This is a genomic window from Psychrobacter piscatorii, assembly GCF_043641605.1.
Lineage (GTDB): Bacteria > Pseudomonadota > Gammaproteobacteria > Pseudomonadales > Moraxellaceae > Psychrobacter > Psychrobacter piscatorii_C.
In genome coordinates, this window is record NZ_JBHZRK010000001.1 from 335704 (window position 1) to 360662 (window position 24959).

The 24959-nt window shown below is 42.2% G+C and carries 19 protein-coding genes and 3 tRNA genes; 20 read left to right on the forward strand and 2 right to left on the reverse strand.

The window, feature by feature from the left end; genetic code table 11:
• Window positions 1-68 precede the first annotated feature (68 nt).
• The 20 genes from ACHUET_RS01490 to ACHUET_RS01585 all read left to right on the forward strand — a co-directional run bounded on the left by ACHUET_RS01490 (window position 69) and on the right by ACHUET_RS01585 (window position 21013).
• Window positions 69-145, forward strand: a tRNA-Pro gene (locus tag ACHUET_RS01490).
• A 108-nt stretch (window positions 146-253) separates the two neighbouring features.
• Window positions 254-330 (forward strand) — tRNA-Arg (locus ACHUET_RS01495).
• A gap of 42 nt (window positions 331-372) precedes the next feature.
• A tRNA-His gene (locus ACHUET_RS01500) sits at window positions 373-448 on the forward strand.
• 434 nt (window positions 449-882) lie between these two features.
• Window positions 883-1818, forward strand: a complete 936-nt coding sequence (locus tag ACHUET_RS01505; protein ID WP_394210064.1) for an AraC family transcriptional regulator — start codon at window positions 883-885, stop codon at window positions 1816-1818.
• A 291-nt stretch (window positions 1819-2109) separates the two neighbouring features.
• Window positions 2110-3165, forward strand: coding sequence for a hypothetical protein (locus ACHUET_RS01510; protein WP_394210065.1), 1056 nt, complete (start codon window positions 2110-2112; stop codon window positions 3163-3165).
• Window positions 3166-3249: 84 nt separating this feature from the next.
• Complete coding sequence (gspF, locus tag ACHUET_RS01515) at window positions 3250-4452, forward strand: type II secretion system inner membrane protein GspF (protein ID WP_394210067.1); 1203 nt, start codon at window positions 3250-3252, stop codon at window positions 4450-4452.
• Window positions 4453-5010: 558 nt separating this feature from the next.
• On the forward strand, window positions 5011-5451 hold the full coding sequence (gene gspG / locus ACHUET_RS01520) for a type II secretion system major pseudopilin GspG (RefSeq protein ID WP_201601482.1): 441 nt from the start codon (window positions 5011-5013) through the stop codon (window positions 5449-5451).
• Between the two features lie 241 nt (window positions 5452-5692).
• Window positions 5693-6259, forward strand: coding sequence for a protein-disulfide reductase DsbD domain-containing protein (locus tag ACHUET_RS01525; RefSeq protein ID WP_394210069.1), 567 nt, complete (start codon window positions 5693-5695; stop codon window positions 6257-6259).
• Between the two features lie 47 nt (window positions 6260-6306).
• On the forward strand, window positions 6307-8481 hold the full coding sequence (locus ACHUET_RS01530) for a cytochrome c biogenesis protein CcdA (RefSeq protein WP_394210071.1): 2175 nt from the start codon (window positions 6307-6309) through the stop codon (window positions 8479-8481).
• 369 nt (window positions 8482-8850) lie between these two features.
• Window positions 8851-10263 (forward strand): phospholipase A, encoded by a 1413-nt coding sequence (locus ACHUET_RS01535; RefSeq protein ID WP_394210073.1) that lies wholly within the window; start codon window positions 8851-8853, stop codon window positions 10261-10263.
• Between the two features lie 41 nt (window positions 10264-10304).
• Window positions 10305-11141, forward strand: coding sequence for a ComF family protein (locus tag ACHUET_RS01540; protein WP_394210075.1), 837 nt, complete (start codon window positions 10305-10307; stop codon window positions 11139-11141).
• A 270-nt stretch (window positions 11142-11411) separates the two neighbouring features.
• Window positions 11412-11903 carry a pilus assembly FimT family protein gene (locus ACHUET_RS01545; RefSeq protein ID WP_394210077.1) on the forward strand — a complete coding sequence of 164 codons (492 nt, stop codon included), beginning with the start codon at window positions 11412-11414 and terminating at the stop codon, window positions 11901-11903.
• Entirely contained in the window at window positions 11900-12469 is a 570-nt protein-coding gene (gene pilV / locus ACHUET_RS01550) for a type IV pilus modification protein PilV (protein WP_394210079.1), read from the forward strand. Before ACHUET_RS01545 ends, pilV begins: the two co-directional genes overlap by 4 nt.
• Window positions 12469-13515, forward strand: a complete 1047-nt coding sequence (locus tag ACHUET_RS01555) for a PilW family protein (RefSeq protein WP_394210081.1) — start codon at window positions 12469-12471, stop codon at window positions 13513-13515. The genes pilV and ACHUET_RS01555 overlap by 1 nt, the downstream gene beginning before the upstream one ends.
• Before the next feature lie 16 nt (window positions 13516-13531).
• Window positions 13532-14470, forward strand: coding sequence for a hypothetical protein (locus tag ACHUET_RS01560; protein WP_394210083.1), 939 nt, complete (start codon window positions 13532-13534; stop codon window positions 14468-14470).
• A gap of 61 nt (window positions 14471-14531) precedes the next feature.
• A complete protein-coding gene (locus ACHUET_RS01565) occupies window positions 14532-18722 on the forward strand; it encodes a hypothetical protein (RefSeq protein ID WP_394210085.1) in 4191 nt (1396 codons plus the stop codon).
• 14 nt (window positions 18723-18736) lie between these two features.
• Window positions 18737-19309, forward strand: a complete 573-nt coding sequence (locus ACHUET_RS01570) for a type IV pilin protein (RefSeq protein WP_394210086.1) — start codon at window positions 18737-18739, stop codon at window positions 19307-19309.
• A 2-nt stretch (window positions 19310-19311) separates the two neighbouring features.
• A complete protein-coding gene (locus tag ACHUET_RS01575) occupies window positions 19312-19734 on the forward strand; it encodes a type IV pilin protein (RefSeq protein ID WP_394210088.1) in 423 nt (140 codons plus the stop codon).
• A gap of 320 nt (window positions 19735-20054) precedes the next feature.
• Complete coding sequence (locus ACHUET_RS01580; RefSeq protein WP_394210090.1) at window positions 20055-20411, forward strand: prepilin-type N-terminal cleavage/methylation domain-containing protein; 357 nt, start codon at window positions 20055-20057, stop codon at window positions 20409-20411.
• Window positions 20412-20623: 212 nt separating this feature from the next.
• Entirely contained in the window at window positions 20624-21013 is a 390-nt protein-coding gene (locus ACHUET_RS01585; RefSeq protein ID WP_394210092.1) for a prepilin-type N-terminal cleavage/methylation domain-containing protein, read from the forward strand.
• 125 nt (window positions 21014-21138) lie between these two features.
• Here the strand turns inward: ACHUET_RS01585 and fdxA are convergent, their stop codons facing one another.
• Together fdxA and mutS are read right to left on the reverse strand one after the other, a co-directional pair.
• On the reverse strand, window positions 21139-21462 hold the full coding sequence (gene fdxA, locus ACHUET_RS01590) for a ferredoxin FdxA (protein ID WP_011279554.1): 324 nt from the start codon (window positions 21460-21462) through the stop codon (window positions 21139-21141).
• Window positions 21463-21559: 97 nt separating this feature from the next.
• Window positions 21560-24634, reverse strand: a complete 3075-nt coding sequence (mutS, locus tag ACHUET_RS01595; RefSeq protein WP_394210094.1) for a DNA mismatch repair protein MutS — start codon at window positions 24632-24634, stop codon at window positions 21560-21562.
• Window positions 24635-24959 lie beyond the last annotated feature (325 nt).

Genomic DNA, 24959 nt, shown 5'->3' on the forward strand with positions numbered 1-24959 from the left:
ACATTAACAAGTTAGCGGCATTGCCAACAACGAGTTAATCAACAAACTATCGTGATAATAGAGAATTTCGGAGTGTGGCGCAGTTTGGTAGCGCATCTGGTTTGGGACCAGAGGGTCGTAGGTTCGAATCCTATCACTCCGACCATCTATTTTAAGAGCCTTACAGGCTTTTTTTTATGTATAATGATTTAGTTTCTGATATAGTAAAAATTATATTATAGACTAGGTTATAGTGTATAAAAGTCCTCTAAGAGCGCCTGTAGCTCAGCTGGATAGAGCATCTCCCTTCTAAGGAGGTGGCCGCAGGTTCGAATCCTGCCAGGCGCGCCATTTAGCCTGCAAATCTTGCCTATTCTTTTGGCAATAGTTATGGCGGTTGTAGCTCAGTTGGTAGAGCCCCGGGTTGTGATCTCGGTTGTCGTGGGTTCGAGTCCCATCAGTCGCCCCATTTTATTTTGCATTATCTGCATATAAATCCTATCTTTATACTAAATCTTATCTAATAAATAGCACTCGCCACTGTTGGCGTTTTTTTGTGTCTGCTTGATTTCTATTTCCCTGTATTATCCTATAATATTAAACGGTTAAAGCTTTCTGAACTTTTAATTGTTTAGTGATTTACTGATTTCTTATTCATATCAATTTTGCGATAGGTTTTTCTTCAAAAACCTAAACTGACTGTGTCTGCTCTACTATTTATTAGTACTGCTTATGAGTAAATAGACATCATGTTTTAAATCGGGCATTATGCTTATGTCTTGATGCATCCTGCTGATGAAAACATCGTATTGGCTACATAGAAAAAATTTAAAGCATTTTGGATACACCCCCGCCTTTTTAAGATTTGTTGTTATTGACCCTGTATTATTGAGGAACTGATTGATGGACGCATTGAGCGTATTGCTACAGAATGTGCACTTATTTGAGACCAAGTATTATCGTTTGAATGGTGCTGGCAATTGGTCTTATTCTATGAATAGAAAAGACACCATTTTATTTTACTTGGTGATGTCGGGTGGTTTTTGTATAGACGTTGGCAATGGCCTACGCGAAGCTCGTGCTGGTGATATGATTATGATCCCGAACGCGCATAAGCACGTGAGCTATGCACTCAACCATCATGGTGACGTGGCTGAACCCCTCGATGAGTTACTGACCAACTGTCAAGATCGCACGCTTGAGATCGATGGCAATGGCGATCCTAATTCCTCACTGATTTTGATCGAATGTAAATACGACAAAGAGATGATTAGCCCTCTACTATCTGTGCTACCACCGATATTGCCTGAGCTCAATGACGCTGCTGATGGTCGGTTTGAGGTGATTGATGTGGAGATCAAGCTTTTGACCTTGGAGTCTGAGCGCGAACGCATGGGCAAAACGGCTGTGATCAATCACTGGGCAAGCATCATGATGATTGAATGTTTGCGCGTTTATATTGAAAGCTTACCTGAGGCGACAGAGAATTGGCTAAAGGCCATGAAAGATCCGTTTTTGACCAAGGCGCTAGCAGCGATGCATGAGGCGCCAAGTCAAAGCTGGACCATTCATAAGCTTGCAGAGGTGGCAGGTATGTCGCGCTCGAGCTTTGCCCAGCGCTTTAAAGATACAGTAGGGATGCCGCCGCTGACTTATTTGATTGATTACCGCTTGCGTTTGGCAGCACGCTATTTGCGCTTACAGCAAAATAGTATCAGCCGTATCAGTGATATGGTGGGCTATGCGTCAGATTCAACTTTTAGTCAGGCGTTCAAACGCGTTTATGGTGTCTCACCAAAAGCGTACCGTCAACAGTATCAACAGCAAAAGCTTGCATAAGTTATTATTTTAACGTCCTCAGTGTTCATTTATTAAAAGCGTTAAGGCGACCAAGGTATCCTTAGCGCTTTTTTTGATTGATATAGATATAGCATTTGCATAGGTAAAATACTTGGCAGTCAACTGGCGCTATTTTGGCTAGGCAAGGCTGACAATACGCTTGTGTTCAGGTACTATGGAATAATGAGTCGTCGAGGTGTGAGTGTTTATATTTGACGCATAATATGTGACTGTATGCCAGTGATATAAGAGGATCGAGACGATGTTTATTTTTGCTGCTGATGGTATGTTATGACTGAACCGACCGCAAAGCCAAGTACAGAAGCCAATAGCCACCAAGGTACTACTGCAACTGCTAAAAAAGAACAGAAATCTGATAAAGCTAATGCGCAAGATAAGGTGCATACTGGCAAAATGGCGTCAGCTAATACGGCTGAGATGCCTGATAAAGCGGCATTATTAACGCTATTTACTTTGTCAGATACCAAAGAGAGCATTGATGAAGTAGGCGCTAGCGAGCAGCTTGGCACCGATACATCAACCACACAGTCTACTGCCAATGAGTCAAACGTAGCTGCGCAGCGTGTGGCTCTTTATCATACCCAGCACGAACGCACTCGACTGCTATATATGGCATCCGCCAATACGCGCCCCACGTATTTAGTACAAACCCTCAAATCACAATTTGCAGAATATCAGCAGTATTTGCTTGCTCAGCAGCTCGATAAGCGTGGTTTGATGGATACAGAAATGCTTGAACGACTTTGGCAGCAGCTGCACGTGGTCGATGATATTATTGCAGATATCGTGCATCATATGCCCGCTCAGCAGCCAGCAGGTTGGCAGCTTACCACGCAGGATGGGCGCAACCCGCTGTGTTTTGCCACTGTCGGTAAGCTAAAACATGGCAAGCCAATCCGCGATCAAGGCAGTCTCAACAGCTACGTGCTCGGTCACTTTGGCGTGAGCAGCTTTACCTATGATCGCGGTTATTATATCGGTCACGTGGTTGGGTATTTATTCAGCTGTTATTTCTGCGCGCACTTGTCTATCAGTTATGGTGTGGCAGCGCTCGGTCAGCAAGTCGTTGCTGATTATGACTATGCTAGTCTTGAGACGCCGCACATGGTCAGGCTGTTACAAGGTCTGGATGGGTATTGTAAAAAACGTGTATATCAATTGGCAGTGATTTGTGCGCGCTTGAGTGTGTTTGCGAGTGATAAACGCATTGAGAGAATGCTGATTGCTGAGGTCAATGATTTTGATAAAAAGTTACAGCAGCAGCATTTGGATGTCTTACTATTACAAGGCTTGATGCCTGACAGTAACGACTCAACGCCGCTTTGATAGATACTTTTTATAGACATTGCCCTTTTGGTTAAGCCATACATCCAAACCCCTACCTGTGACTTTTTTAGGATATCTGCTGCTATGCCCGCTTATCATTTTAAAGCGCTTGACGATCAAGGTAGTGTCCAAAAAGGCTTGCTAGAAGGGGATTCTGCCCGGCAAGTTCGGCAGCAGCTGCGTGATAAGCAGTGGACACCAGTCGAAGTCAGTGCGGTCAATGACAGACAAAGCCAAAACAAAAGCCGCTATAAAAAACCATCTGCTTATGAGCTTGCATTACTCACACGCCAGTTATCTGTGTTACTAGCGGCTGGTATTCCACTTGAAGAAACTTTGGCCGCTGTCGCTAAACAATCGCCAAAGACACATATCAAATCTCTGATGCTGGCGGTACGCTCACATGTCCTCGAAGGCTTAAGCTTAGCACGAGCACTGCAACAAGCCGCGAGCTTCCCACCCTTATATATTGCCACGATTGCCGCAGGCGAAAAATCTGGTCACTTAGATCTAATCCTTAATCAGCTAGCCGACTATACCGAAAACCGCTTTGCCCTCCAAAAGAAAATCCAAGGGGCGATGGTCTATCCGATTGTACTGATGGTTATGGCTATTGGCGTCATCATGGGGCTGATGAGTTTTGTGGTGCCCAAAATTGTCAAAGTCTTTGAGCAGTCTGAACAGGCCCTACCATTAATTACTCAAGTCGTTCTGACGTTATCAAATATCATTACGCAGTGGTGGTGGTTAATGCTGCTGGTATTGGCAGGTACTGCGTTTTTGTTTTACCGTTTTGCCCAAACGCAGACTGGGAAATTGGCAATAGATAGTATGGTGCTCAGGCTACCGATATTAGCCAGATTGTCTAAGGGATTGAATGCGGCACGTTTTGCCAGCACGCTTGCGATATTGGTGCGCTCAGGAGTGCCGTTGATTGAGGCGCTACATATTGGTGCGGCAGTGACGACCAATTTGCATATTAAGCAAACGATTGTGACTGCCGCTGATAGGGTCACAGAAGGCTCAAGTTTATCCAGCCAACTCGAAAAATCCACTTACTTTCCACCGATGATGGTACAAATGATTAAAAGCGGTGAGAATTCAGGCGAGCTTGAAAACATGCTCAGTCGTGCCGCTACGATGCAAGAAGCGGAGGCCACCAATTTTATTAGCACCTTACTGTCGCTACTTGAACCTTTGATGCTGGTCTTGATGGGCGTGGTGGTGATGATTATCGTGATGGCAGTGATGCTACCAATCGTTAATATGAATGACTTGGCAGGCTAGTCAATAGTTAACTGACTAGTTAACTAGCTGACAAACAGCCGATATATTTTTCTCAAACTATCAACTATCTGCTTTTTTATCCTCTCTTAATTACCTATCTTGCTAAACCCTACGTTAGCTTTCTTAAGATTTGCTTACTGTTGTATATTGTTGACCAAGCAAAATTTTTGCTATGGTAAACCTAAGTGCCACGTTATAGTGAAAGCGGGTTAAAACGATAGTGATAAATATCGATGATTATTTGGTAACGGCTACTTGCTGCTGATGATTATGATTACTTGGTATTGACTGTAATGACAATCTGAGCACAGCGCTGGATAAAAATAAAACCATGGTTTATAGTGATGATGATTTAGGATTTTATTGATAAGTCCCTAGATGCATGAGTGCTACTAGAACGCCACTTTTACTATTTACATAACTGTGATGACCAAAGCGATGACTATGACTGACACCCTTCAAGTAAATATTAGCCCAAAAAGTGCCAATACCAAAAATGACAATAATAATATTCAAGCCCATGGTGGCATTGTAAATGACCATCAGAGAGTCCATTCAATGACACATCGCAGCTCGGTAGGCAAGTCTGGACAATCGGGATTTACGCTGATTGAGATTATGGTGGTTATCGTCATCTTGGCTATTCTTGCAGGCTTGGTCGTCCCAAAAGTAGTCGGACAAAGTGACAAAGCGCGCGTCAAAACCACTGAAACCGCGCTCGCTACTGTCTCTAATGCGTTAGATATGTATAAAGTCGACAATTCACGCTATCCGACGACAGCGCAAGGTTTAGAAGCGCTTACCACACCGCCTGCGGATGCAAAAAACTATCCTGAAGGTGGCTATATTAAAGGTGGCTATCCAACAGATGGTTGGGAAAATGAGATGCAATATGTTGCGCCAGGTAGTGAAGGGCGACCTTATGACTTGTTTTCCTTAGGTGCAGATGGACAGCAAGGTGGTGAAGGTCAGGATGCGGATCTTTATGCTCAGCTATAAGATTTAGCCTTGTCGGCATTTAGAAAGCCTAGACCAATAAAATATCGTTAAATGCACTTGCTATCGTGCAATCAACGACCCATTAATATCAACCAATAACTTTTTATTGGTTGATATTTTTTATCGATACGTAAAATAAATACCATCTGATATGAACCTTGTATTGAGGGTAAGTAGTTTTATCAGTAAGTGTATATCCGTACTGCCAGTCACTGGAAGCTAACATCAAAGGTAATAACTTATGTCAATAAAAATACCAACACTACAGTCAGTCGCTATCAATAAACGCATGGCTAAGGTCTACGCGCTTGCGTTTACTGTTGCAACCACCTCGTTGATGACCGCTTTATCAATGACATCAATTAGCGCACAGGCGGCAGGATTGAACGACTTATTTAATAGTAGTAGCGCCGCGCAATCAAAGTTTTTACCAGTGGATGAAGCTTTCCAAGTGATCAGTAGCACCAAAGCGACATCTAAGGGCACGCGTTTATCCGTCACATTTGACATCACGCCAGGACATTATGTCTATAAAGACCAGCTCGCGTTAAGCTTTCCTAAAGGCATAAGCGCAACGCCGTTTACTTTTAATCAGACACCAGTGTCCATTAATGATCCAACCTTTGGTAAAGTTCCAGTATTTACGCAAAGGAGTGTTGTTGCCACTACGATGCTGACGACCAATAATGGTAAGGGCGCAAAAAATGCCCCGATTATCATTGGTTGGCAAGGCTGTGCAAAAGCTGGGCTATGCTACCCACCCGAAAAGATCAAAACTAAGGTAAATATTGCTGCGACACGTAGATAAATATTGAGAATGTTGATTCAAATATTGGTAATAACAGGTAGCTATTCATGCCCATGAAGACATCACAACAATCGCCATCATTGACTGCAAATACACATGCAAAAAAATCGTATGTCTTAGCATGTGCGATTGCTAGCGGCTCGCTATTGACAGGATTGTTAGCGACGTCAACGACGGCGCAAGCGGCAGGGTTGGGTGATCTATTTGGCAGCAGCCAAAATACAGCGCAATCGAAATTTTTGCCAGTAGATGAAGCCTTTCAGGTGAGTAGCAGTAGTGCCTCTACCAAGTCAGGTACGCGTCTATCTATTAATTTTGATATCACGCCTGAGCATTATGTCTATAAGAATCAAATCAAACTGACGCTACCTGCGGGCGTGACGGCGGCACCTTTTACCTTTAGCCAAAAGCCATATTCAATCGACGATCCGACATTTGGTAAAGTATTGGTGTTTGATCAAGCCAATATGGTCGCAACTACCACATTGACCAGTAACAACGGAAAAAGCATCGATGATGCAGCAGTTGTCATTGGTTGGCAAGGTTGCGCCAAAGCGGGATTATGCTATCCCCCTGAAAAAATCAAAACCACGGTCAATATCACAGCAGCATCGTCACAGAGCGCGACAAGTAATACCAATACCGAGGCAGAACGTGCGTCTATTAACGAGACGGCCGCGAGCGACAGTCTGACTGATACGACAATATCTGCTGGGAATACTGAGACGACATCCGCAACGACTGGTACCAGTAGCACCACGGCGCAAGCAGAACAAGCGCTGATGGATGATGAGGTTATTGATTATGATCTAATCGATGATAGTACTTTGGAGTATGACTCTTTAGATGGTAGCACTGCAACGACCACGATTTCTGGAGCAAATGCTAACGTATCAAATGACGCGATCAACAGTGAAAATGTAAATGCTAACAACCTTGTCGATGGTGATCCCTTTGGTTTGGCGTCTCATCCTTGGCTCGCATTGGTCTTACTGTTTTTAGCAGGTCTAGGTTTGGCCTTGACGCCTTGTGTCCTACCGATGCTGCCCATCGTTGCCAATATTGTGGCCCGCGAGCAAAACCCAACGGTCAAACGCGGTGTTATCCTAACCACCAGTTATGCGATTGGTGTGGCGACTGCCTATGGTATTTTGGGCGCTGTGATTGCAGTATTTGGCGAGTCATTAGGTATTATTGGCTGGTTACAAAATCCTATTATTTTGATTAGCTTTGCGGTCGTTTTCGTCTTGTTAGCGCTATATATGCTGGATGCTTTTACTATACGTTTACCGCAAACACTTAGCCGAAAAATGCAAGGGCTTAGCCAAGCAGGCGATAGCAAGCTTGGTAGCACAGGCGGTAGTTTGATCGCTGGATTTTTATCTGCATTAGTCGTATCTCCTTGCGTCTCTGCGCCATTATTCGGTGCGCTATTAGCAGTCTCTACCATTGGTAGTCCGCTCTTGGGTTTCGCCGCCTTATTTATGCTGGGTTTCGGTTTGTCAGCACCGCTTATTTTAATCGGTGCCACTCAGGGCAAAATCATGCCAAAGGCAGGAGAATGGATGAACTGGGTTAAACAAGGCTTTGCGCTGCTATTATTCGCGGTGGCATTGTTATTAGTTGAGCGTGTGTTTATATCGCCAGTGATGCTTATGGTCTGGGCATTATGGTTTATGGTGGTGGCGACATGGGCGTGGAGCTGGCTCGGCAGAAGACGCATGTTAACCCAAGCCATGAGTCTGATCGCTGGTATTTGGGCCGCTTGTTTGATCGTGGGTGCGGCATTAGGAAATGATGATAGCCTGCATCCATTAGCCTCGCTAAGCGCTGCGCCGACGATGGTGCAGTCAGCGACTGGTCAGCCGATGGGCAACGATAGTGCGGCGACAGATAAAACGATCACCACGCTTGCTGAGCTAGATACGATTGTTGCGGCAAATCCTAATGTCCTTGTCGATTTGACAGCAGATTGGTGTGTTGAGTGCCGTATCATGGATAAAAACTTATTTCATAATCGCCCAGCACAGATGCAAGACTGGCAGTTGGTGAGACTTGATATTACGGATACTACGGAAGACTCCAAAGCCATTTTGTCACGCTACAAGCTGTTTGGCCCGCCAGCATTACTCTATTATCAAGGTGGTCAACTGGTTAATCAGCAAGTGGGCGAAATCGGTCGCTTGAAGTTTGAGCAAACCTTAACGACGCTAAACAACTGATGGCTCACAACCCGTACTTAATAACCTGAGTAAATCTTTTGCTAAGGCTTAATAATGAAAAAAAGCCAGCGTACGCCAATAATGGTGTGCTGGCTTTTTTAATGCCATTAAATTATTTTTAAAATATCTTTTAAACGTTTGGTTTCACACACAATATGTCTCTTTAAGCAGATTTAATATATCGATAACGCTAGTATAGTGATTATATTTTCATTACAATAAAGTAACAATACTGAAGGGGTATGTCAATTTGTCATAACTGCCTCTGATGTTCTCATATTTTCTAGTTCTTTAGCGGCGACGCTAACAGTTATATTAATTAACTCACATACTCTGCTGGCGATAATGCTGGTTAGATAAAGGACATTTATGTTTGCCCACATCACCACTCAGCGTCAATTACAACGTACTCATGTAATCAGTCGTAACGCCAGTAGCCGCACATTAAATACTCATTTGAGTATCGCAGTCGCTATCGCGTTGAGTTGTACGGCGGTACAAGTACAAGCAGCTGATAATAGCCAAACTTATAACGAACTGCCAGTACCAGAAGCGGCGTTTGAATATGAAACCGTTGAGATGCCGCAGAGCGTAACCACACAGAGCGGTAAAGTAATCAGCAAAGAATTTATTGCTCAACAAGCAAAGCTATTTTCTGAATGTACGCAAGTGCAGAGTAGTGCCGCTCGTTTGGCTTGTTTTGATAAGGTAGCTGAACAAGGCAAAAAACCAAGCTATACCACGACCAAACAACCAGTTGATTTGGCAAAAACATTTAAGACGACTATTTCGGGTAATCCACAAGTTGTTTTTGTGGAAGAGAACTCGACCAATACTTTCAGTGATGAGAGCGCAACTTCTAACCAACAGTCTGATACTAATAGTTTTGATACGGTCACAGACAATCAGCAAGAAGCTCAAGTTCTAGAAAATGTGGGTGTCACTCAAGCAGATATTGAAAAATACACACCACTCAGTCTGGCATATGATCTCGATCAAAACAGTGAGCGCGGTACTTGGACGGTAAGACCATACCGTCCGACTTATCTGCTGCCATTGTTTTATACTTTTGATCCTAACTTAAATCCAAGCACCCCTTCTCAAGAAATTGAACCTTTTGACTCTAATGACATACGTGAGACGGAGCTAAAATTTCAGTTGTCTTTAAAGAGTAAAGTCGCAGAGGATTTATTCGATACCAGCGCTGATCTGTGGTTTGGTTATACTCAAGAGTCACATTGGCAGGTTTATAACGAAGACAATTCACGACCATTTCGTGCTACCGACTATCAACCTGAAATATTTTTAACTCAGCCTGTGACGGCAGATCTACCTTTTGGTGGACGTTTACGCATGTTAGGTGCGGGCGCTGTGCACCATTCTAATGGACAGGATGATCCATTATCACGTTCGTGGAACCGTGCTTATTTGATGGCAGGGGCCGAGTGGGGTAAGCTGTCAGTCATACCGCGTCTATGGGCTCGAGTGAATGGTGATAGCAGTAGTGACGATGACAACCCTGATATCGAAGATTACATGGGTTATGGCGATATCAAGTTCTTATATGATTTGCCTGCCGAGCAAAGCATTAGCGGTACCTTGCGCTACAATCCAAGGACCAATAAAGGCGCTGCCCAAATCGACTATATCTATCCATTGTCAGAAAACGTCAATGGTATGGTGCAGCTATTCCAAGGTTACGGCGAGTCCATTGTTGATTATAATCATGAAAATACCTCTATTGGTTTCGGTATCGTACTGAATGACTGGAAAGGCCTCTAATATAAGTGAGTCTCACCATGTCTTATGATAATCAATAGTCTATGCGTCGCTTAGTACCTTATCAAACCGGACTGTGGCTGGCAGAGTATTTAAATGTACGCTGCCAGCTATGCCGTATTTATCGAAGTACACCACAATCTCAGCTATTGATGCAGCACTCACACGTTAATAGTAATGACGCATCGAGCGAAAATTCTGAATTTTCTCTTTCAAGCAATCAATTCTCTTTCGCTCATATTTGTCATCAAATCAATCACCGCTTAAATAGAGGTCTACTCTGTACTTATTGTCATAATAGTATCGCATGGCTACCACAGCCTTTTGATGTTGACATTGCTGCTGGTAGATCCTTATCTATCCAAGTATCTACCTATTATGAGTATCCAATCCGTCAAGCGATTCGGGCGTTTAAGCATCATGAAGACATGACAAAATTGCCATTGTTGTTACATGCATTACGTCAGCTACCACGGCCACATGGCTGTCATCGTAACAATAGTGTGATTGTTTCCATGCCAACGACCAATCAACGGCTAGTGAAACGAGGGTTCGATCCTGTCAGTATTTTATCATCACAACTGTCAAAGCATTGGCAAATACCTTTATGGCATGGTGTTGAGCGTATTGATGATACGGTCAGTCAGCAAGGGCTCACACGCGCTGAACGTCTAAGCAACCTAGACAATGCGTTTGCGCTAACTGAAAAACCTTTGGCAAAACGCTTACTATTGTTCGATGATGTGTCTACGACAGGCGCAAGCTTGCAAGCACTGGCACGTGCATTCATCTCATCTGAGCAAACAGCGATCATAAATGTCCAAAGCCCTGACAACTATGACATCTCTGCCTATGCCTTAGCTCATGGCAGCCAATCATAAATTTTTTTCCTATCTGTTTGAAATCATTAATATATTGCTAATATATCATTGTAACGCTATATTATTAGATACGTATATATCTACTGAACTATCAAATGTGCCTTATTTCTCATTTATATATAACATGAGCAGAATGTTGTGGAACAAAAATTGCATGTTATTAGTTAAGTTAACTATAAAATTATTAGCAAAACTAACAGCAGATTCTAGTTATTTTAAAATAAAAACTGATAAGAGACAGACATTAGCAGTGCTAAATAGGGATTTGATGTGAACGCATCTATGAATAGTCTACCGACCTCGCTAAGAACAGCCAGTTTAGGGTTTACCTTGATTGAGCTGATGGTAACGATTGCTGTATTGGCCATCATTGTGAGTATTGCTGCACCAAATATTAGCACACAGCTGGCTAATCAGCGTGTTAAGTCGACAACTGCGATTTTAGCTAATGCATTAAAAGAAGCTAAAATAGAGAGCCGTATCCTTCGTCAGCCTTTAACTTTAGTATATAACGATAATACTAAAGTTATTAATATCCAAAATATAGTACCAAATAAATCAGCCACTACGATAGCAAGTTATAAGTATGATGCAAAAATAAGTATAAAATCAGCCACTACTAGCAGTCAATTTAGACCTAATAAAACTGCTGATGCTACTATGTATAATATTTGTGATAATAAAAATACAGCTAGTCCTCGGCAAATCGAGGTTAACAATATAGGTAGTATAGTCATTAAAGTGGGAGGAGTCTGTACATGAATACTTTCACTTTTCAACGAGGCGTAGGTTTAGTAGAAGTTATCGTTGCATTATTGCTATTAGCTGTGGCCGTCTTAGGGTTTAGTGCTATGCAATTAGGTGCTGTGAAAGCAACGGATGAGAGTCTCATGCGCACTCAATCAATATCTGCGATAAAAACTTTGTCAGAGAGTATGCGCATCTTGCCTGATAGTAGCCCACTTTATAGAAAACAGGTAAACGATATTTATAAGAGTAGTACCTATAGCGATGAAAGTATTATTAGTTCTTACTGTACTAAAGCTAATGATTATGCTACTTCAGCCAAAAACTGTAATACAGCAAATTGCACCTCAGAGGAAACAGTTAAATACAATGTTAGTACTATTGTGAAATCAGCTTGCTCAAAAGATATCGCTCTAAATATAGAAGTTTGTCCAAACACGAGTGGTGTCAATGAACGTCAATGTATTATCGCAAGCTGGAATCAGACTAAGCCAACGATGTCAGATCAGGATGCTTCATGTACTGATGCGAGTGGTAGCTATAAGCCTGCAGCCTCATGTTTTATTATGGAGGCTTACTGATGTCAATATTGCCTTTAGATACATCAACACAGTCGATAAGTATTTTAGCAAAGAGACAATCTGGTTTTACTTTAGTAGAGCTTATGATTTCTCTAGTTTTAGGGTTATTAATATCAGCAGCAGTTATGCAAATCTACCTTGCAAACGTTAGATCTGCTACATTACAAGAGGCAGGATCAAGTATCATTGATTCCAATGTCTTTGGTATACCAGTTATAGAAGAACACATCCGACTAGCAAACTTAGGTTTAGCGGGAACAGTGAATGATACTAGTGAAGGCTCAGGTATAGTTTTAACTCAAACGGGTAATCTAAAAGGAATAAAGTTGAATGGAAACGCAGATGTTCCTCTTGCTCTATTGACTAATACGGGTGATGTGACAGCTGCTGGTACAGGTAATCAGTGGTCAGCGAGGACAGCTACCAACACGCCTAGCGGACAGCTGACTATTCAGTTTAGGGCACCTCAAAATATGTACGATTGTGAAGGTAACTTGGCATTGGGACCCCGTGAAGTAAATATTAATAAGGTCAAAAAAATTATCGATGGCCAAATAGTCATAGAGCGTTATTATTTACATGCTCAAGATGCATCTAAACCAAATCAACTCTCTTTATATTGTGATGCGGGTAAATATATTACTGAAGATATGGACAAATACTCGGAGCAGGGTCAAGCCGGCAGTCCATCTACTGTATTGTCAGACAAAAACGTTATAAAAGACTTTGGTGATAAAGGTATAGCGATTGTTGAGCAAATGGACTATTTTGATGTCTTATTAGGTACCAGAGATGGTGGCAACATTCGTTACTATACAGTCAAGCAATATAAAGATTCACTAAGTAAGCCTGAAATAATATCAGTAAAAATTGGTGGAGTCATACGCTCTAATAATGTGGTACAAACGTCGGAATTAAATAATGAGTTTTCAGTTCTTGGAAAAAATATAAAACTGAAGGCTGATGCAACGGATGTAGAGAAAAAATACTTACGTTTTGCTTTCCAAAATGAAATCGCTTTACGAAATGCCAGACTAAACTTTTAAAACAAGGTGGGAATCCATGAAAAAGCTTTCATCTGTGCCCAGTGGTCAGCAAGGTGTTGCCTTGATTGTGGTTTTACTATTTTTAATATTGATTACTCTGGCAGGCGCTATCGCAGTCAAAAACAGTACTACGGATTTACGGCTTACCACAACCGAACAAGCAGACACCTTATTGCTCAATACTGCGGATAATACAAACAAAAATATGGAACAAGTTATCAATGTAGATAAGTCTGACCAAAGTGCGGCCTTGCAGAAAAATATTGCTCTTAGCTCGGCCGGTATGTTTGGTTATTTTATGAACGTTGGAGCAGAAGAAAATAGGGATGATCAAATAGTATTTTGTTATCGCCCGCGTGGTTCTTATTTTTTTCAAATGAATGAAGCTACGGTGATAGACCCTAGTGGCGGTAGTAAGCTAGTTACAGGTGCTACAAGTTCAGGCGGATTTTGTCGAATAAACAATGCTGAAGACTTTAGTAATGCCCGTAATAATGTGATGACGCAAGTAGCTGTTACTAGGCCTAGTAGTGGTATGCTGGCCTCAGAACCCTTTGAGTATGTACCGACACAGCGCTCAATTACCACAGCCAATGTTACTAGTAGTTCACCAAACTTTCGGTTGTTTAGTACCTCGTTTTTACCTGGGATGACCCAAGCAAGTGAGAAAGAGATCTTAGATTGTCTAAAAAAACCCAATCAAAACGCTGCTGATTATGGCTACACTGAAAAAGACAAAGATAATAATGACGTCACGAAATATTATGACCAGACCTTGACACAATGCCTAGCCAGTAAAGGCATACCCGCAAAAACGTTAGTAGAAGACGTCAAACTGGAAAATCTGCTCACATCTAAGAAGTGCTTAGATTATGGGAAGGGTAGCTCAAGTAATAAAATCAGTACAGAATGCCAGAAGCTATTAAATATTTCTGCCTCTGGAGTTCCTCAATGAGAATATTGACTGGAACGAGTCTGCACGACACGGCTTTAATACATATTTCAAGGAGCACTATATGAAAAATTCGAGCTTACTTTCAGCATCAATAGATACTCCTTGGATGACATTTAAAGTCTCGCCATTAGTGTTGGCCTTATCTGCAATTGGTTTTGCCACTACTCATGCCCAAGCAGCAGTTAGCTACAATACTCAAGGCACTGCAATCTATAGTACCTTAGGGGATCTATCAATTTATCAGCCACCTGTTGGCGAGACTAAGCCGACGGTCATGCTAATGCTTGACAAGTCAGGCAGTATGGGGAATTTCTATAGAAATAATTATGGACGAATAGATAGTTTATGGATTGACTATGGTAGTGCAGACTACAAGCAAGTTCCTTATCAAGTCACAGACTATCAGGACGTTATATCATATGAGTATGTCTGTACCAAATATCATCCTACAAAGGGATGGTGTCAGCAGGGATATTGGAATGAGATTATTAAAACTCAACCAGTAATAACAACCTATAATTATCAAACAACCACTTTAAAAGGCAAAAATAATCAACCTTGTTATTATAGCAACTCTGATATAGATACTGTCAATAGAGCCATTGATCCCCCTAACGGCGGGATCGGTAGCGGCTACCCTTCAGGCTTTCAAGATAACTTTATTAGTGCGTCGCGTTCAGACGATGGATATAGTTATGATATTACTTATTGCATAGACAGCAGTGTTCAAGATACTCGTACTGCTGCTGAAATTGCTGCAGGTGATATGCCAACCAACTGGCGTTTAGATAGGTTGAGTGCTTTAAAAGCTGCCGTATTTAAGCTGTTGCGAAACCCAAAAATGGATGAGACTATAAGTATTGGGGCAGGTGCTTATGGGTATAATGGTGGAACATATGGGAAAATTGGGGTTGCTGCCAAACCTTTGACAAAAGCTCAAAAAGACAAACTACGCGAGTATGTTGCTGGTTTGGACGCATACGGAGGTACGCCGATTGCGAAGGCTTTGGCAGAAGCAGGTGGCTATGTTTTAGGTAATAATACCAATGTTGGTGGTGCTACTCATAGTGGCTTTTATAATACCCAAGTCGACGGTATTATTCGTAATAATGATAGCTATATAAAACCTGAGAGCTCACAATGTGCAGGTACAGGTATATATATGCTGACTGATGGGCAGCCCAATAATGGTGCTTCTTATACTCAAACTATGATGCGTCCATCGTTAAATAATAATAGCTTCCAGTGTAGTACTAGCTCAATGAGTAATACAGGCACCGCCTCTGGAGATGAAGCACGATGGGATTGCATTGGTGAATATGCTAAAGCTTTAGGAAATAAGGGCATTAAAACCGCTATGGTAGGTTTTGGTAGTGACTTCGACGTTTTTAACGATTCCAATAACTATCGTACAATCCAGTCTGTGCTATCTGATGGTACGCCTTACGAAAAGAAATATTATCGCTGTGATCTTTTAACCAATAAAGATGCCAAAAATTCATGTAATTTGGGTATGGAGTCCAACGACGATAAGACAGGGTTCACAGGCTTCGAAGGAGTTAGTGAGAAAATAGGTGGTTTTGGTGAAGGTGGGTTTTACTATGCAAAAAACTCAAAGGACATCGTAAATAGTGTCTTGTCCTTTATTTCAAAGCTCGATAACGATTTAGCCAGTATCCCTTCTGGAACGATTACTATACCTCAAGATCCACTGAGCGCACAAAATATACAGCCTTATGCCTATCTACCTATGCTAGAGCCAAAAGTAAATAGTAGTCTACTAGTATGGCCGGGTAATCTCAAAAAATACGAAGTCAATCAAGGCACATTGTACGGTAAATCCACTACGGGAAGTAATGTCAATACACGACTGTATGTCAGTATGGATAAAGATGGCAAAATAGACACAACTGGTAAGAAGTTTCCTGCCGATTTGAACCCTAATGCCCGCGACTTGTGGAGTACTAAAAATTATCAGGCAGTTGACAAGGATGGTAATACAGTCAATGCCAACGACCGAATAACTGCAGGCGGGTTTTACGCTCGTCTTAAATCGCCCACTGCAGCCAACAACTCGACTCGTTCTGTATATGTGGAAAGTGGTGATGGTCTAAGAAAGATATCGGTAGCAAATGGTAAGCTAGTTGGGTTTAAAGACTTAGACACCAGTTATGGTGCAGAGCAAAAATTATATTTATTAAGCTTTTTAGGCTACGATATTACTATCAATACAGCGTCAATTAAGAAAATTAACGATGCCAGTGATAAAGAGACTGAGCTCGAAAAGCTTATAACTACACCTAGTGGTGAGGTAAAAGTTTTGGGCGGTGTACTGCACTCAGAGCCTACGCTTGTGAGTTATGGTGGTAAGATTAATTCCCCTAACAAGAATACTGATTCAGACCCTAAAACGATAGATGCGGATGCAGGACAAATCTCAAGTGATGAAAGCGACCGAAAAGATTACATTATGTTTGGCTCTATGGAAGGTGCGCTACATATCGCCAAATCTGATACTGGTGAAGAGAGTTTGGCCTTTATTCCTAAACAACTTATTAGCAGTCAGCTAAGAGCGCTAAAAGAAGAGACAGTAAGTACTAATATTACAATAGACAATCCACCTGTCTTTGGCGTTGACGCTCCATGGATCGCATCTGGTAGATATGATTATAAATTCAATACGGATGGTAGCGGGAGCGTAAACGCAAATACCATGAGAGTATATGGTGGCTTAAGTAAAGGTGGCGTGGGTCTATATGGATTAGATGTTAGTAAAATTAATGAACCGCAAAAATTATTTACTCTTAATGCTGGCACTGCAGGGTATGGTCGGTTAGGCATGGTTATGTCTAAGCCTGTAGTAGGAAAGATCAAAGTAGGCACCGGAGCGAATGCAACCAAGGATGTGATTATATTCGGTGGTGGATATGATAAATGCTATGAAGATCCAACATTTAAGCTGAACTTCTCCACGAATAACTTGCCCAACTGTAATATTGCCAGTGCGCAAGGTAACGCAGTTTATATTGCAGATGCCATAACAGGCGAGCTCATTCTTTCTGTTTCAGGCGATAATGCGGGTGGCAAAAATGTTAATGTATCAACGATGAACCACAGTGTCGTAAGTGAGATTACCACGCTAGATCGTGACAATGATGGCTTTATCGATCATCTGTACTTTGGTGATCTAGGTGGACAGCTTTATCGAGTAGACTTGCAAAATGGTAGCAGTATTAGTTCAACACCCGGTATCAATACTTTCGTACGCCGAGTGAGCCGAGTGCTTAATACAAGCGGTGACAGCAGTAGTGATAATTTATCTAAGACACTAGTTGGCAAAGGCTTACAATATCGATTTTATGCTCAGCCATCAGTGAGCTTTTTTGAAGATGAAGAATCTAGTGGTAGAAGAATTGCGGTAGTTAATATTGCTTCAGGTGATCGCAGCAGTCCTTTATCACGTCACCGTAAAGATTTATCAGAAGCCAATCGTTTATTTGGCATTATAGATAGAGATTTGGTTAATAGTAATTTATATGGCAAGGATTCAGATGGTAATGATTTTCCACTCGTAAATAACGAATTGACACTTGATAAGCTAGCGTCTCTACCTTTTGATAAGGTGATTACACCTGCAGGTGTTACTCCAGCAATAGCGAAGACTAAGTCGGGTGTATTAACAGCGATGAAGAATGGCGTGTTTTCAGGTTGGAGTTACCCACTAACCTATTTTGATGGTTACTCTAATATTAAGCATGTTAAGAGCATGGGCAAGGGCTTAGCCTTAGGTGGTGTGTACTATATGACAGCATATAGCCCTGAGATGCAGTATGATACGACGATTAACACTTGCTCTGCACAAGTAGTCGGTGGATCAGAACGTCAATTATACTGTTTACCTTGGGGAATATGTGAAGCTGATAGTTCAAGTAACGGTACAGGTGGCTTTGTACGAGCAGGAAAAGGTATACAAGAGTTGGCGTTAGGCGCTTTTAGCAAAGACTTCACCAATGTCCAAGTACTAATAGGGAATCAGACTTTCGCTGAGCAAGTGGTTTCTGATAACCGTACAGGGTATGGTGCTAGACAGCCCAATCCTCCTAACTCTTCTGATCCTAACGTGCTACCTCATAGCTCTGATGGTAGTGGTACTCCATCAAAAGTAGGCGGTATGGGCACAGGAGGTATTTTCGGCAATATGAGTGGTTATAAATTATATCCTCAGCGTTGGTATGAAAAATCTCCAGACTAGGAGAGGAGATAGCTATGCATGATATATCTAAATTGCCTACTGACGGTTTAAGAAATAGAGGATTAAATCAAGGCTTTACTTTAATAGAAATGCTGATTGTCGTATTTATCATCGGTATATTAGCCGCTATTGCTATTCCAAGTTACCGTGAGTATATAGTCCTCAATGCTGAGCGCAATACACAAGCGAAGATGCAGCAACTACAGATTGAGCTTGAGCGTTGGCGTGCATCAGCGCTTACCTATAAGGGCTTTAGGCCAAAAAAAATCGATAGTACAAAGAAAACAGTCTATGAATATGATAGCGGCAACACGACTATCTATGTGCCAGAGGGCAGTACAGTAGCCAACTATAGTTATAAGATTACATTAGTGGATGGTAATATTCCTACTAAGTCTTTAGTAGTAACTGCAGGTGTCGATAATGTCACAGGTAGAAGTTGGAAGATGTTAGCCGAACCAAAAAATTCTGGTATCACTGAGTATGCGGATTATTTCTTAATGACGAGTGCTGGTGTACGCTGTCAAAGCAGTGATAAGGTACTGATCACCGCTGCTGATTGTGGCACTAACCAAGGAGAGTGGTAGCAGTGATATACAACATCAGAATTAATGATAATCATGGCTTTACGCTAATAGAGCTGATGATAGTGGTGGCTATACTGGGTATCTTAGCCGCTATCGCTTATCCCAGCTACCAAGGCTACATAGAGCGTGGCCATCGCGCTGACATGATGAGTGAGATGCACAATATCGCTAGTACTATCGAAAGTCGTAAATTGGCACAAGGTAAGTATAACAGTGTTGTTACGACGGATCTTGCAGGTAATTATCCTAAAAATGATGCACTCTATACGGTTGCAATCGATCCAAATCCACTATCATCTACATGGATCATCACGGCAACTCCTATACCCAGCAAGCGAATGAAAAATGATGAAGAGATCAGCTTGGACTATCGCGGCTACAAATGTCGTGGTACAACTTGTGGTACTGGTGATGAATGGAAATAGTCAGTACTGATATTTTTACTATGACAAAAAATGTCAGTATTGATAATCTTAATTATCTAAACAACACATAAGCTGACAATTTTCAGCAATCTAATAGTAACATGAATAAGAATATATAAGTATAAATGTGTTTTAAATACGATTAGTGACGAAGCAAAGTATTTTTTTGATAAAAAATGAGTTTAAATTTGGGAAATAGTAGAGATTGGCATAATAAATGCTCTGTTTAGGATAAGAAGCAAATACACTATATAACGGAAGGTAAGTTGGTAGCACAAAGCTAGCTAGGTTATTTTCTTATTATCCAAAAAGGAGTTCTTATGAACGCTCAAAAAGGTTTTACCCTAATCGAACTAATGATCGTGGTTGCTATTATCGGTATCCTAGCTGCGATTGCTTTACCTGCTTATCAAAATTATACAAAAAAAGCTCGTGATGGTTCTTGTATGGCGGAATTCAAAGGTCATGCTAATGCAGTATATACATGGGCTGTTGATCCTAACAGTGGCGCTACTGCTCCTGCCCTTCCAACATTACCTAACTGTGATGCCAGTACATACGATGATACTGGTGCTAGCAAAACAGCTCTAGGAGACATTGAAATTGAGGCTGCAGATGGTACAGGTGGAACTATCACTTGTGCTTTAGCTAATGGGGCATCATGCTCAATCTCATAATGTCTTAGCGATAGCAAGCATAGGCTGGACTTTTAGCCCAACTCATAGTTTGCGAAGTTAATATGGTGGGCTAAAGCTGTAAACTAAAAATTTCCAATTTAATACTTAAAAACCAAACTTTATGTTTGGTTTTTTGCATTTATAATCAGCTAAAACTCAATTGGCACAATCTCTGCATCGTAGTCTATAGAATAACAATTGACTACAACGCCATGATATCCGACCAAAACAATTATCAAACGAGAAATCTAAGCCTTCAGTCTGGGTTTACCTTAATTGAGCTAATGATCGCCGTCGCTATCATAGGTATACTTGCAGCGATTGCAATCCCCAGTTATAACCAACATATCGCTAAGACGCAGCAGAGTGCCTGCCTGTCTGAGGCGAAGTCCTATAGCAACCACATCTATTATCTGCTCAACGACCAAGACGATAACACTGTCGCCACCGCGCCGACACCTAGTGCCTGTCTCAGTATTACTGATGCAACGGGCTGGACTACCGACACCGCGCAGCCTATCATTGCTGTTGCAAAATCGCCATCCAATGCTCGTATAGAATGTGATATTTCTAATGGCTCGCCTTGTCGAATATTACCGTAATCGGCTTATACTGTAGCAGCACTGTTAAAATAAAGTTTCAAATAAAAAACCACCGAACAGCAGCTGCCGCTCGGTGGTTTTTTATTGACGGGATTTATCCACGCATCAAAGTGCAATCAGGCTGCCTACTTCTCTAAATACTGAATCTTACCCTCGACGCCGTCCCATTTGGCGGCTTCTGGCATCTGCTCTTTCATCTCTGTGATGTTTGGCCATTTTTGTGCCAGCTCCTCGTTGAGCTGAGTGAACATCTCTTGTCCTTTTGGCACTTCGTCTTCTGAGAAGATCGCATTGGCTGGACATTCAGGCTCACATAGTGCGCAATCGATACACTCATCAGGGTCGATGACAAGGAAGTTTGGTCCTTCATAAAAGCAGTCCACAGGACAGACTTCTACACAGTCGGTGTATTTGCAAAGAATGCAGTTATCTGTAACGACAAAGGTCATAGTAATGTCTACCTGTTATTGATTTGGCTTTTGGCTAAATAGAATAGTCGAAAATAAAGCGTATTTTAGCGCCTTTACTACGATTTGACAATTCCCTTTAATGACTAATGATTTTTTTCAAATGATAGATTAAATCATGCGCTTGTTTGGGAGTCAGGCTATCAGGATCAATGGTGCTTAGTTCGTCCTCTATGCTAAATAACTGATTTTGCTTTAGATTATCTACTACGCTTGGTGAGTGTAGCGCGTAACTAGCCTGCTGCTCTTGAACCAAATTGTTGCTAGACTCTCGCTGTTTATCCGTTACTGACTTAGCTAAGTCATTTTTATCATCAATAGTTTTTTCATTTTCTGCTTTTAGATTGTCTATTAAGTAACGTTTGGCATCATTTAATACTTGTGCGGGGATACCCGCCATTTTGGCGACATGCAATCCAAAACTAGAGCTTGCTGCGCCCTCACAGATCTGATGAAGGAGAAGTAACTGACCATCGATTTCACTGGCGGCGACGTGGACGTTACGAATCTCATCACTTCTCTGTCCCAATTGCGTCAGCTCAAAATAATGAGTGGCAAATAACGTCAGGCAGCTAATATCAACTAGATGGTTGACACAGGCGTGAGCGATTGCCAAACCATCAGTGGTGGCGGTGCCGCGTCCGACTTCGTCCATTAATACCAGTGATTTATGGGTTGCCTGATTCAAAATGTTGGCCGTCTCTATCATCTCAACCATAAAGGTAGATTTGCCACCAGCCAAATCATCCGCTGAGCCGATACGGGTAAATATACGATCTATATCACCAATATGTGTATGCTCGGCGGGCACAAAACTCCCGCAATGAGCAAGCAAAACAATCAGCGCCGTTTGACGCATATAGGTAGACTTACCACCCATATTAGGGCCAGTGATGAGGAGTAATCTTTCAGGATGTCCTTCATCAGCATTGGCACTACCCAGCACACAGTCGTTCGCGACAAAATGGTTTGTACTTGATGCAGCACCGTTCCGATTGTTCGCGTTCGCTTGATTTAATGCCGCTTCGACCACGACGTGACGACCTTGGCGGATATCAATATGGGTCTGATTGTTGACTATAGATTTATTTTGATTTTCTGAAGCTCCTCCTATAACTGGGCGTTGCCAATGATAAATTGTCGCAAGCTGCGCCCAATTGCTGAGGACATCTATTTGGGCAATGGCAGCACTCAGTTGTTGTAGCTCAGCCAAGTTCTCGTTTAGTTGGTTGAGCAGCGCTTGGTACAGCTGCTTTTCGCGAACCAATGCCAAAGATTGCGCACTCAGATATTCTGTCTCGACTTCTTTTAATTCATCAGTGATAAAACGCTCACTACTCTTGAGCGTTTGCCGACGAATAAAGTGAGCAGGGGCATTTTTCGCCTGCATCTTGGGCAATTCAAAGTAAAAGCCACTGACTTTATTAAACCCTACTTTCAGACTGGGAAGTTGATTATCTTGACGCGCTCGCTCTACCATTTCGTCCAATGTCACTTGGATGTTGTCATGAAGGTGAGTGAGGCGATCGAACTCGTCATCATAACCCGCTGCCAACATACCACCATCACGGATATGTGCAGGTGGCTCAATGACAATAGCGCGCTCGATTAACTCAGCCACCGCTTGAACGGCTGGCAGTTGAGCGGGCAATTGCTGCATCAACATTGGTAATAGGCCATCGTCTTCATGACTGATACCTGATGCTGTCAATAAAGTAGTAAGCTGGGCGCTGCTAGCGATACCATCGGAAAGCTTGCGTAAATCACGAGGTTTGGCACTCATCAGCCCGATGCGACTGCTGATTCGCTCAATATCGCCAATGGTATTCAGTGTTTCTCGTAAACGTGTAACCAGTGAGCTATTTTCTGAATTTTGATTCGAATTACCATCCGCATTCAATAGGGACGTTATCGCGTCTAGACGCATATTGATGCGCGCATGCTGACGCAGTGGACGCTTCATTTGCTGGATGAGCAGTCGCTTGCCCATCGGAGTCTGACAATGATTCAGTACGGATATTAGGGAAGTACCACTACTACTGACTGGGGCAAATAGCTCAAGATTTTGCTGACTATTGGCATCGATAATCAAATAATCGTCACTGTATTCAACGATCAGCTGATTAACTTGTGGCACATGGCGCTGCTGAGTTTGCCGTGCATAATGAATAAGCGCAGCACAGCTAGTTTGCGCCAGCAGGTTATCTGCAATGCCCAAACCATCAAGACGTTGTACCTCAAACTGCTGACAAAGCGTGTCACTCGCGTGCTCACGGTGAAAGTCATTGGCAGCGACTTCTATAATAGGGCAGTCCAGATGTTGCCGTAACCACAGCATCCACTCTGCATCAGTGCCACCAATGCTATCGCTGAGTGCTTCACTAATGATACATTCACTAGGCGCAAAACGAGCAAGTACCGTCAGCATTTGAGTTTGCAATCCATCTATATCGTTTTTATCTGCTATTAGCGTCTGAGTGGTCAATGTACCTGCAGCTAGATCCATTTGGCTAACAGCTGCTTGTAACGTCTGGCTATTATCTTGTGTTTTTAAATGAGCAATATCGATGGCAACGACAGTTGGCGTATGATTAGGTGCGATTAATGCATCATCAGTAATAGTACCTGCCGTCAGCGTTTTAACCACTTCACGGCGCATGATGCTACCAGCCGCCGATTTACTTTTGTCTTTCTTTTGCTTGTCGCCCATCGTAGGGACGTTGGTCTTATTGTTAGCACTGCCAGCATTGGTCGTTGTCGACTCGTCAATTTGCTCACAGACGACGACCGTTTGCCCAGCCGCGATTAAGCGTGCCATATAGCTATCGGCTGCATGAAAAGGAACGCCCGCCATCGCTATCGTGTTGCCCGCTTTATCCATACCACGACGCGTCAGAGTGATGTCTAATATTTGCGCCGCCCGCTTAGCATCATCAAAGAACAGCTCATAAAAGTCACCCATCCGGTACAGCAGCAATGCTTGTGGATAGTTGGCTTTCATGGTTAGATATTGCACCATCATTGGCGTATGATCCGCTAGATTATAGACGGTATCGCCGATGCTTAAACAGTCAGGTGTATTTTGTTTTGATAAGGCACTATCTGATTGAGTAGAAATAGATGAATGATTTTGAACGGACGGCTTTACGGTCATGCAGAGTCTCTTATTGTGTTTCGATAGGTTTTTATTAAACAGTATTTGCGGCAGCTGGTTTCGGATTAGCGCCAGTTTTATAGATTGTTTTGGTACGATAGAGTTGATATAACAAATGTGCCTAGTACGTACCGAAGAAGGACATAGCTATTAGGTTTAGGCTAGATTATATCGACAGCGTCACATGACAGTTAACTCATAGCAATCACATGCAGGCGCTAAAAAAACTAAGAAATTTAATAAAGTAAGCGCTATTTTAACACGTCCTGCTCGGTTTTTGCCTTGGCAAATATCTACTCGCTGCCCTTGTATCCATCAGCGCCAT

What these genes read in the sequence shown, in the direction of transcription:
- ACHUET_RS01505 (WP_394210064.1), top strand. Translation starts at nt 883, where the DNA reads ATGGACGCATTGAGCGTATTGCTACAGAATGTGCACTTATTTGAGACC.
- ACHUET_RS01510 (WP_394210065.1), top strand. Translation starts at nt 2,110, where the DNA reads ATGACTGAACCGACCGCAAAGCCAAGTACAGAAGCCAATAGCCACCAA.
- gspF (WP_394210067.1), top strand. Translation starts at nt 3,250, where the DNA reads ATGCCCGCTTATCATTTTAAAGCGCTTGACGATCAAGGTAGTGTCCAA.
- gspG (WP_201601482.1), top strand. Translation starts at nt 5,011, where the DNA reads ATGACACATCGCAGCTCGGTAGGCAAGTCTGGACAATCGGGATTTACG.
- ACHUET_RS01525 (WP_394210069.1), top strand. Translation starts at nt 5,693, where the DNA reads ATGTCAATAAAAATACCAACACTACAGTCAGTCGCTATCAATAAACGC.
- ACHUET_RS01530 (WP_394210071.1), top strand. Translation starts at nt 6,307, where the DNA reads ATGCCCATGAAGACATCACAACAATCGCCATCATTGACTGCAAATACA.
- ACHUET_RS01535 (WP_394210073.1), top strand. Translation starts at nt 8,851, where the DNA reads ATGTTTGCCCACATCACCACTCAGCGTCAATTACAACGTACTCATGTA.
- ACHUET_RS01540 (WP_394210075.1), top strand. Translation starts at nt 10,305, where the DNA reads ATGCGTCGCTTAGTACCTTATCAAACCGGACTGTGGCTGGCAGAGTAT.
- pilV (WP_394210079.1), top strand. Translation starts at nt 11,900, where the DNA reads ATGAATACTTTCACTTTTCAACGAGGCGTAGGTTTAGTAGAAGTTATC.
- ACHUET_RS01555 (WP_394210081.1), top strand. Translation starts at nt 12,469, where the DNA reads ATGTCAATATTGCCTTTAGATACATCAACACAGTCGATAAGTATTTTA.
- ACHUET_RS01560 (WP_394210083.1), top strand. Translation starts at nt 13,532, where the DNA reads ATGAAAAAGCTTTCATCTGTGCCCAGTGGTCAGCAAGGTGTTGCCTTG.
- ACHUET_RS01565 (WP_394210085.1), top strand. Translation starts at nt 14,532, where the DNA reads ATGAAAAATTCGAGCTTACTTTCAGCATCAATAGATACTCCTTGGATG.
- ACHUET_RS01570 (WP_394210086.1), top strand. Translation starts at nt 18,737, where the DNA reads ATGCATGATATATCTAAATTGCCTACTGACGGTTTAAGAAATAGAGGA.
- ACHUET_RS01580 (WP_394210090.1), top strand. Translation starts at nt 20,055, where the DNA reads ATGAACGCTCAAAAAGGTTTTACCCTAATCGAACTAATGATCGTGGTT.
- ACHUET_RS01585 (WP_394210092.1), top strand. Translation starts at nt 20,624, where the DNA reads ATGATATCCGACCAAAACAATTATCAAACGAGAAATCTAAGCCTTCAG.
- fdxA (WP_011279554.1), bottom strand. Translation starts at nt 21,462, where the DNA reads ATGACCTTTGTCGTTACAGATAACTGCATTCTTTGCAAATACACCGAC.
- mutS (WP_394210094.1), bottom strand. Translation starts at nt 24,634, where the DNA reads ATGACCGTAAAGCCGTCCGTTCAAAATCATTCATCTATTTCTACTCAA.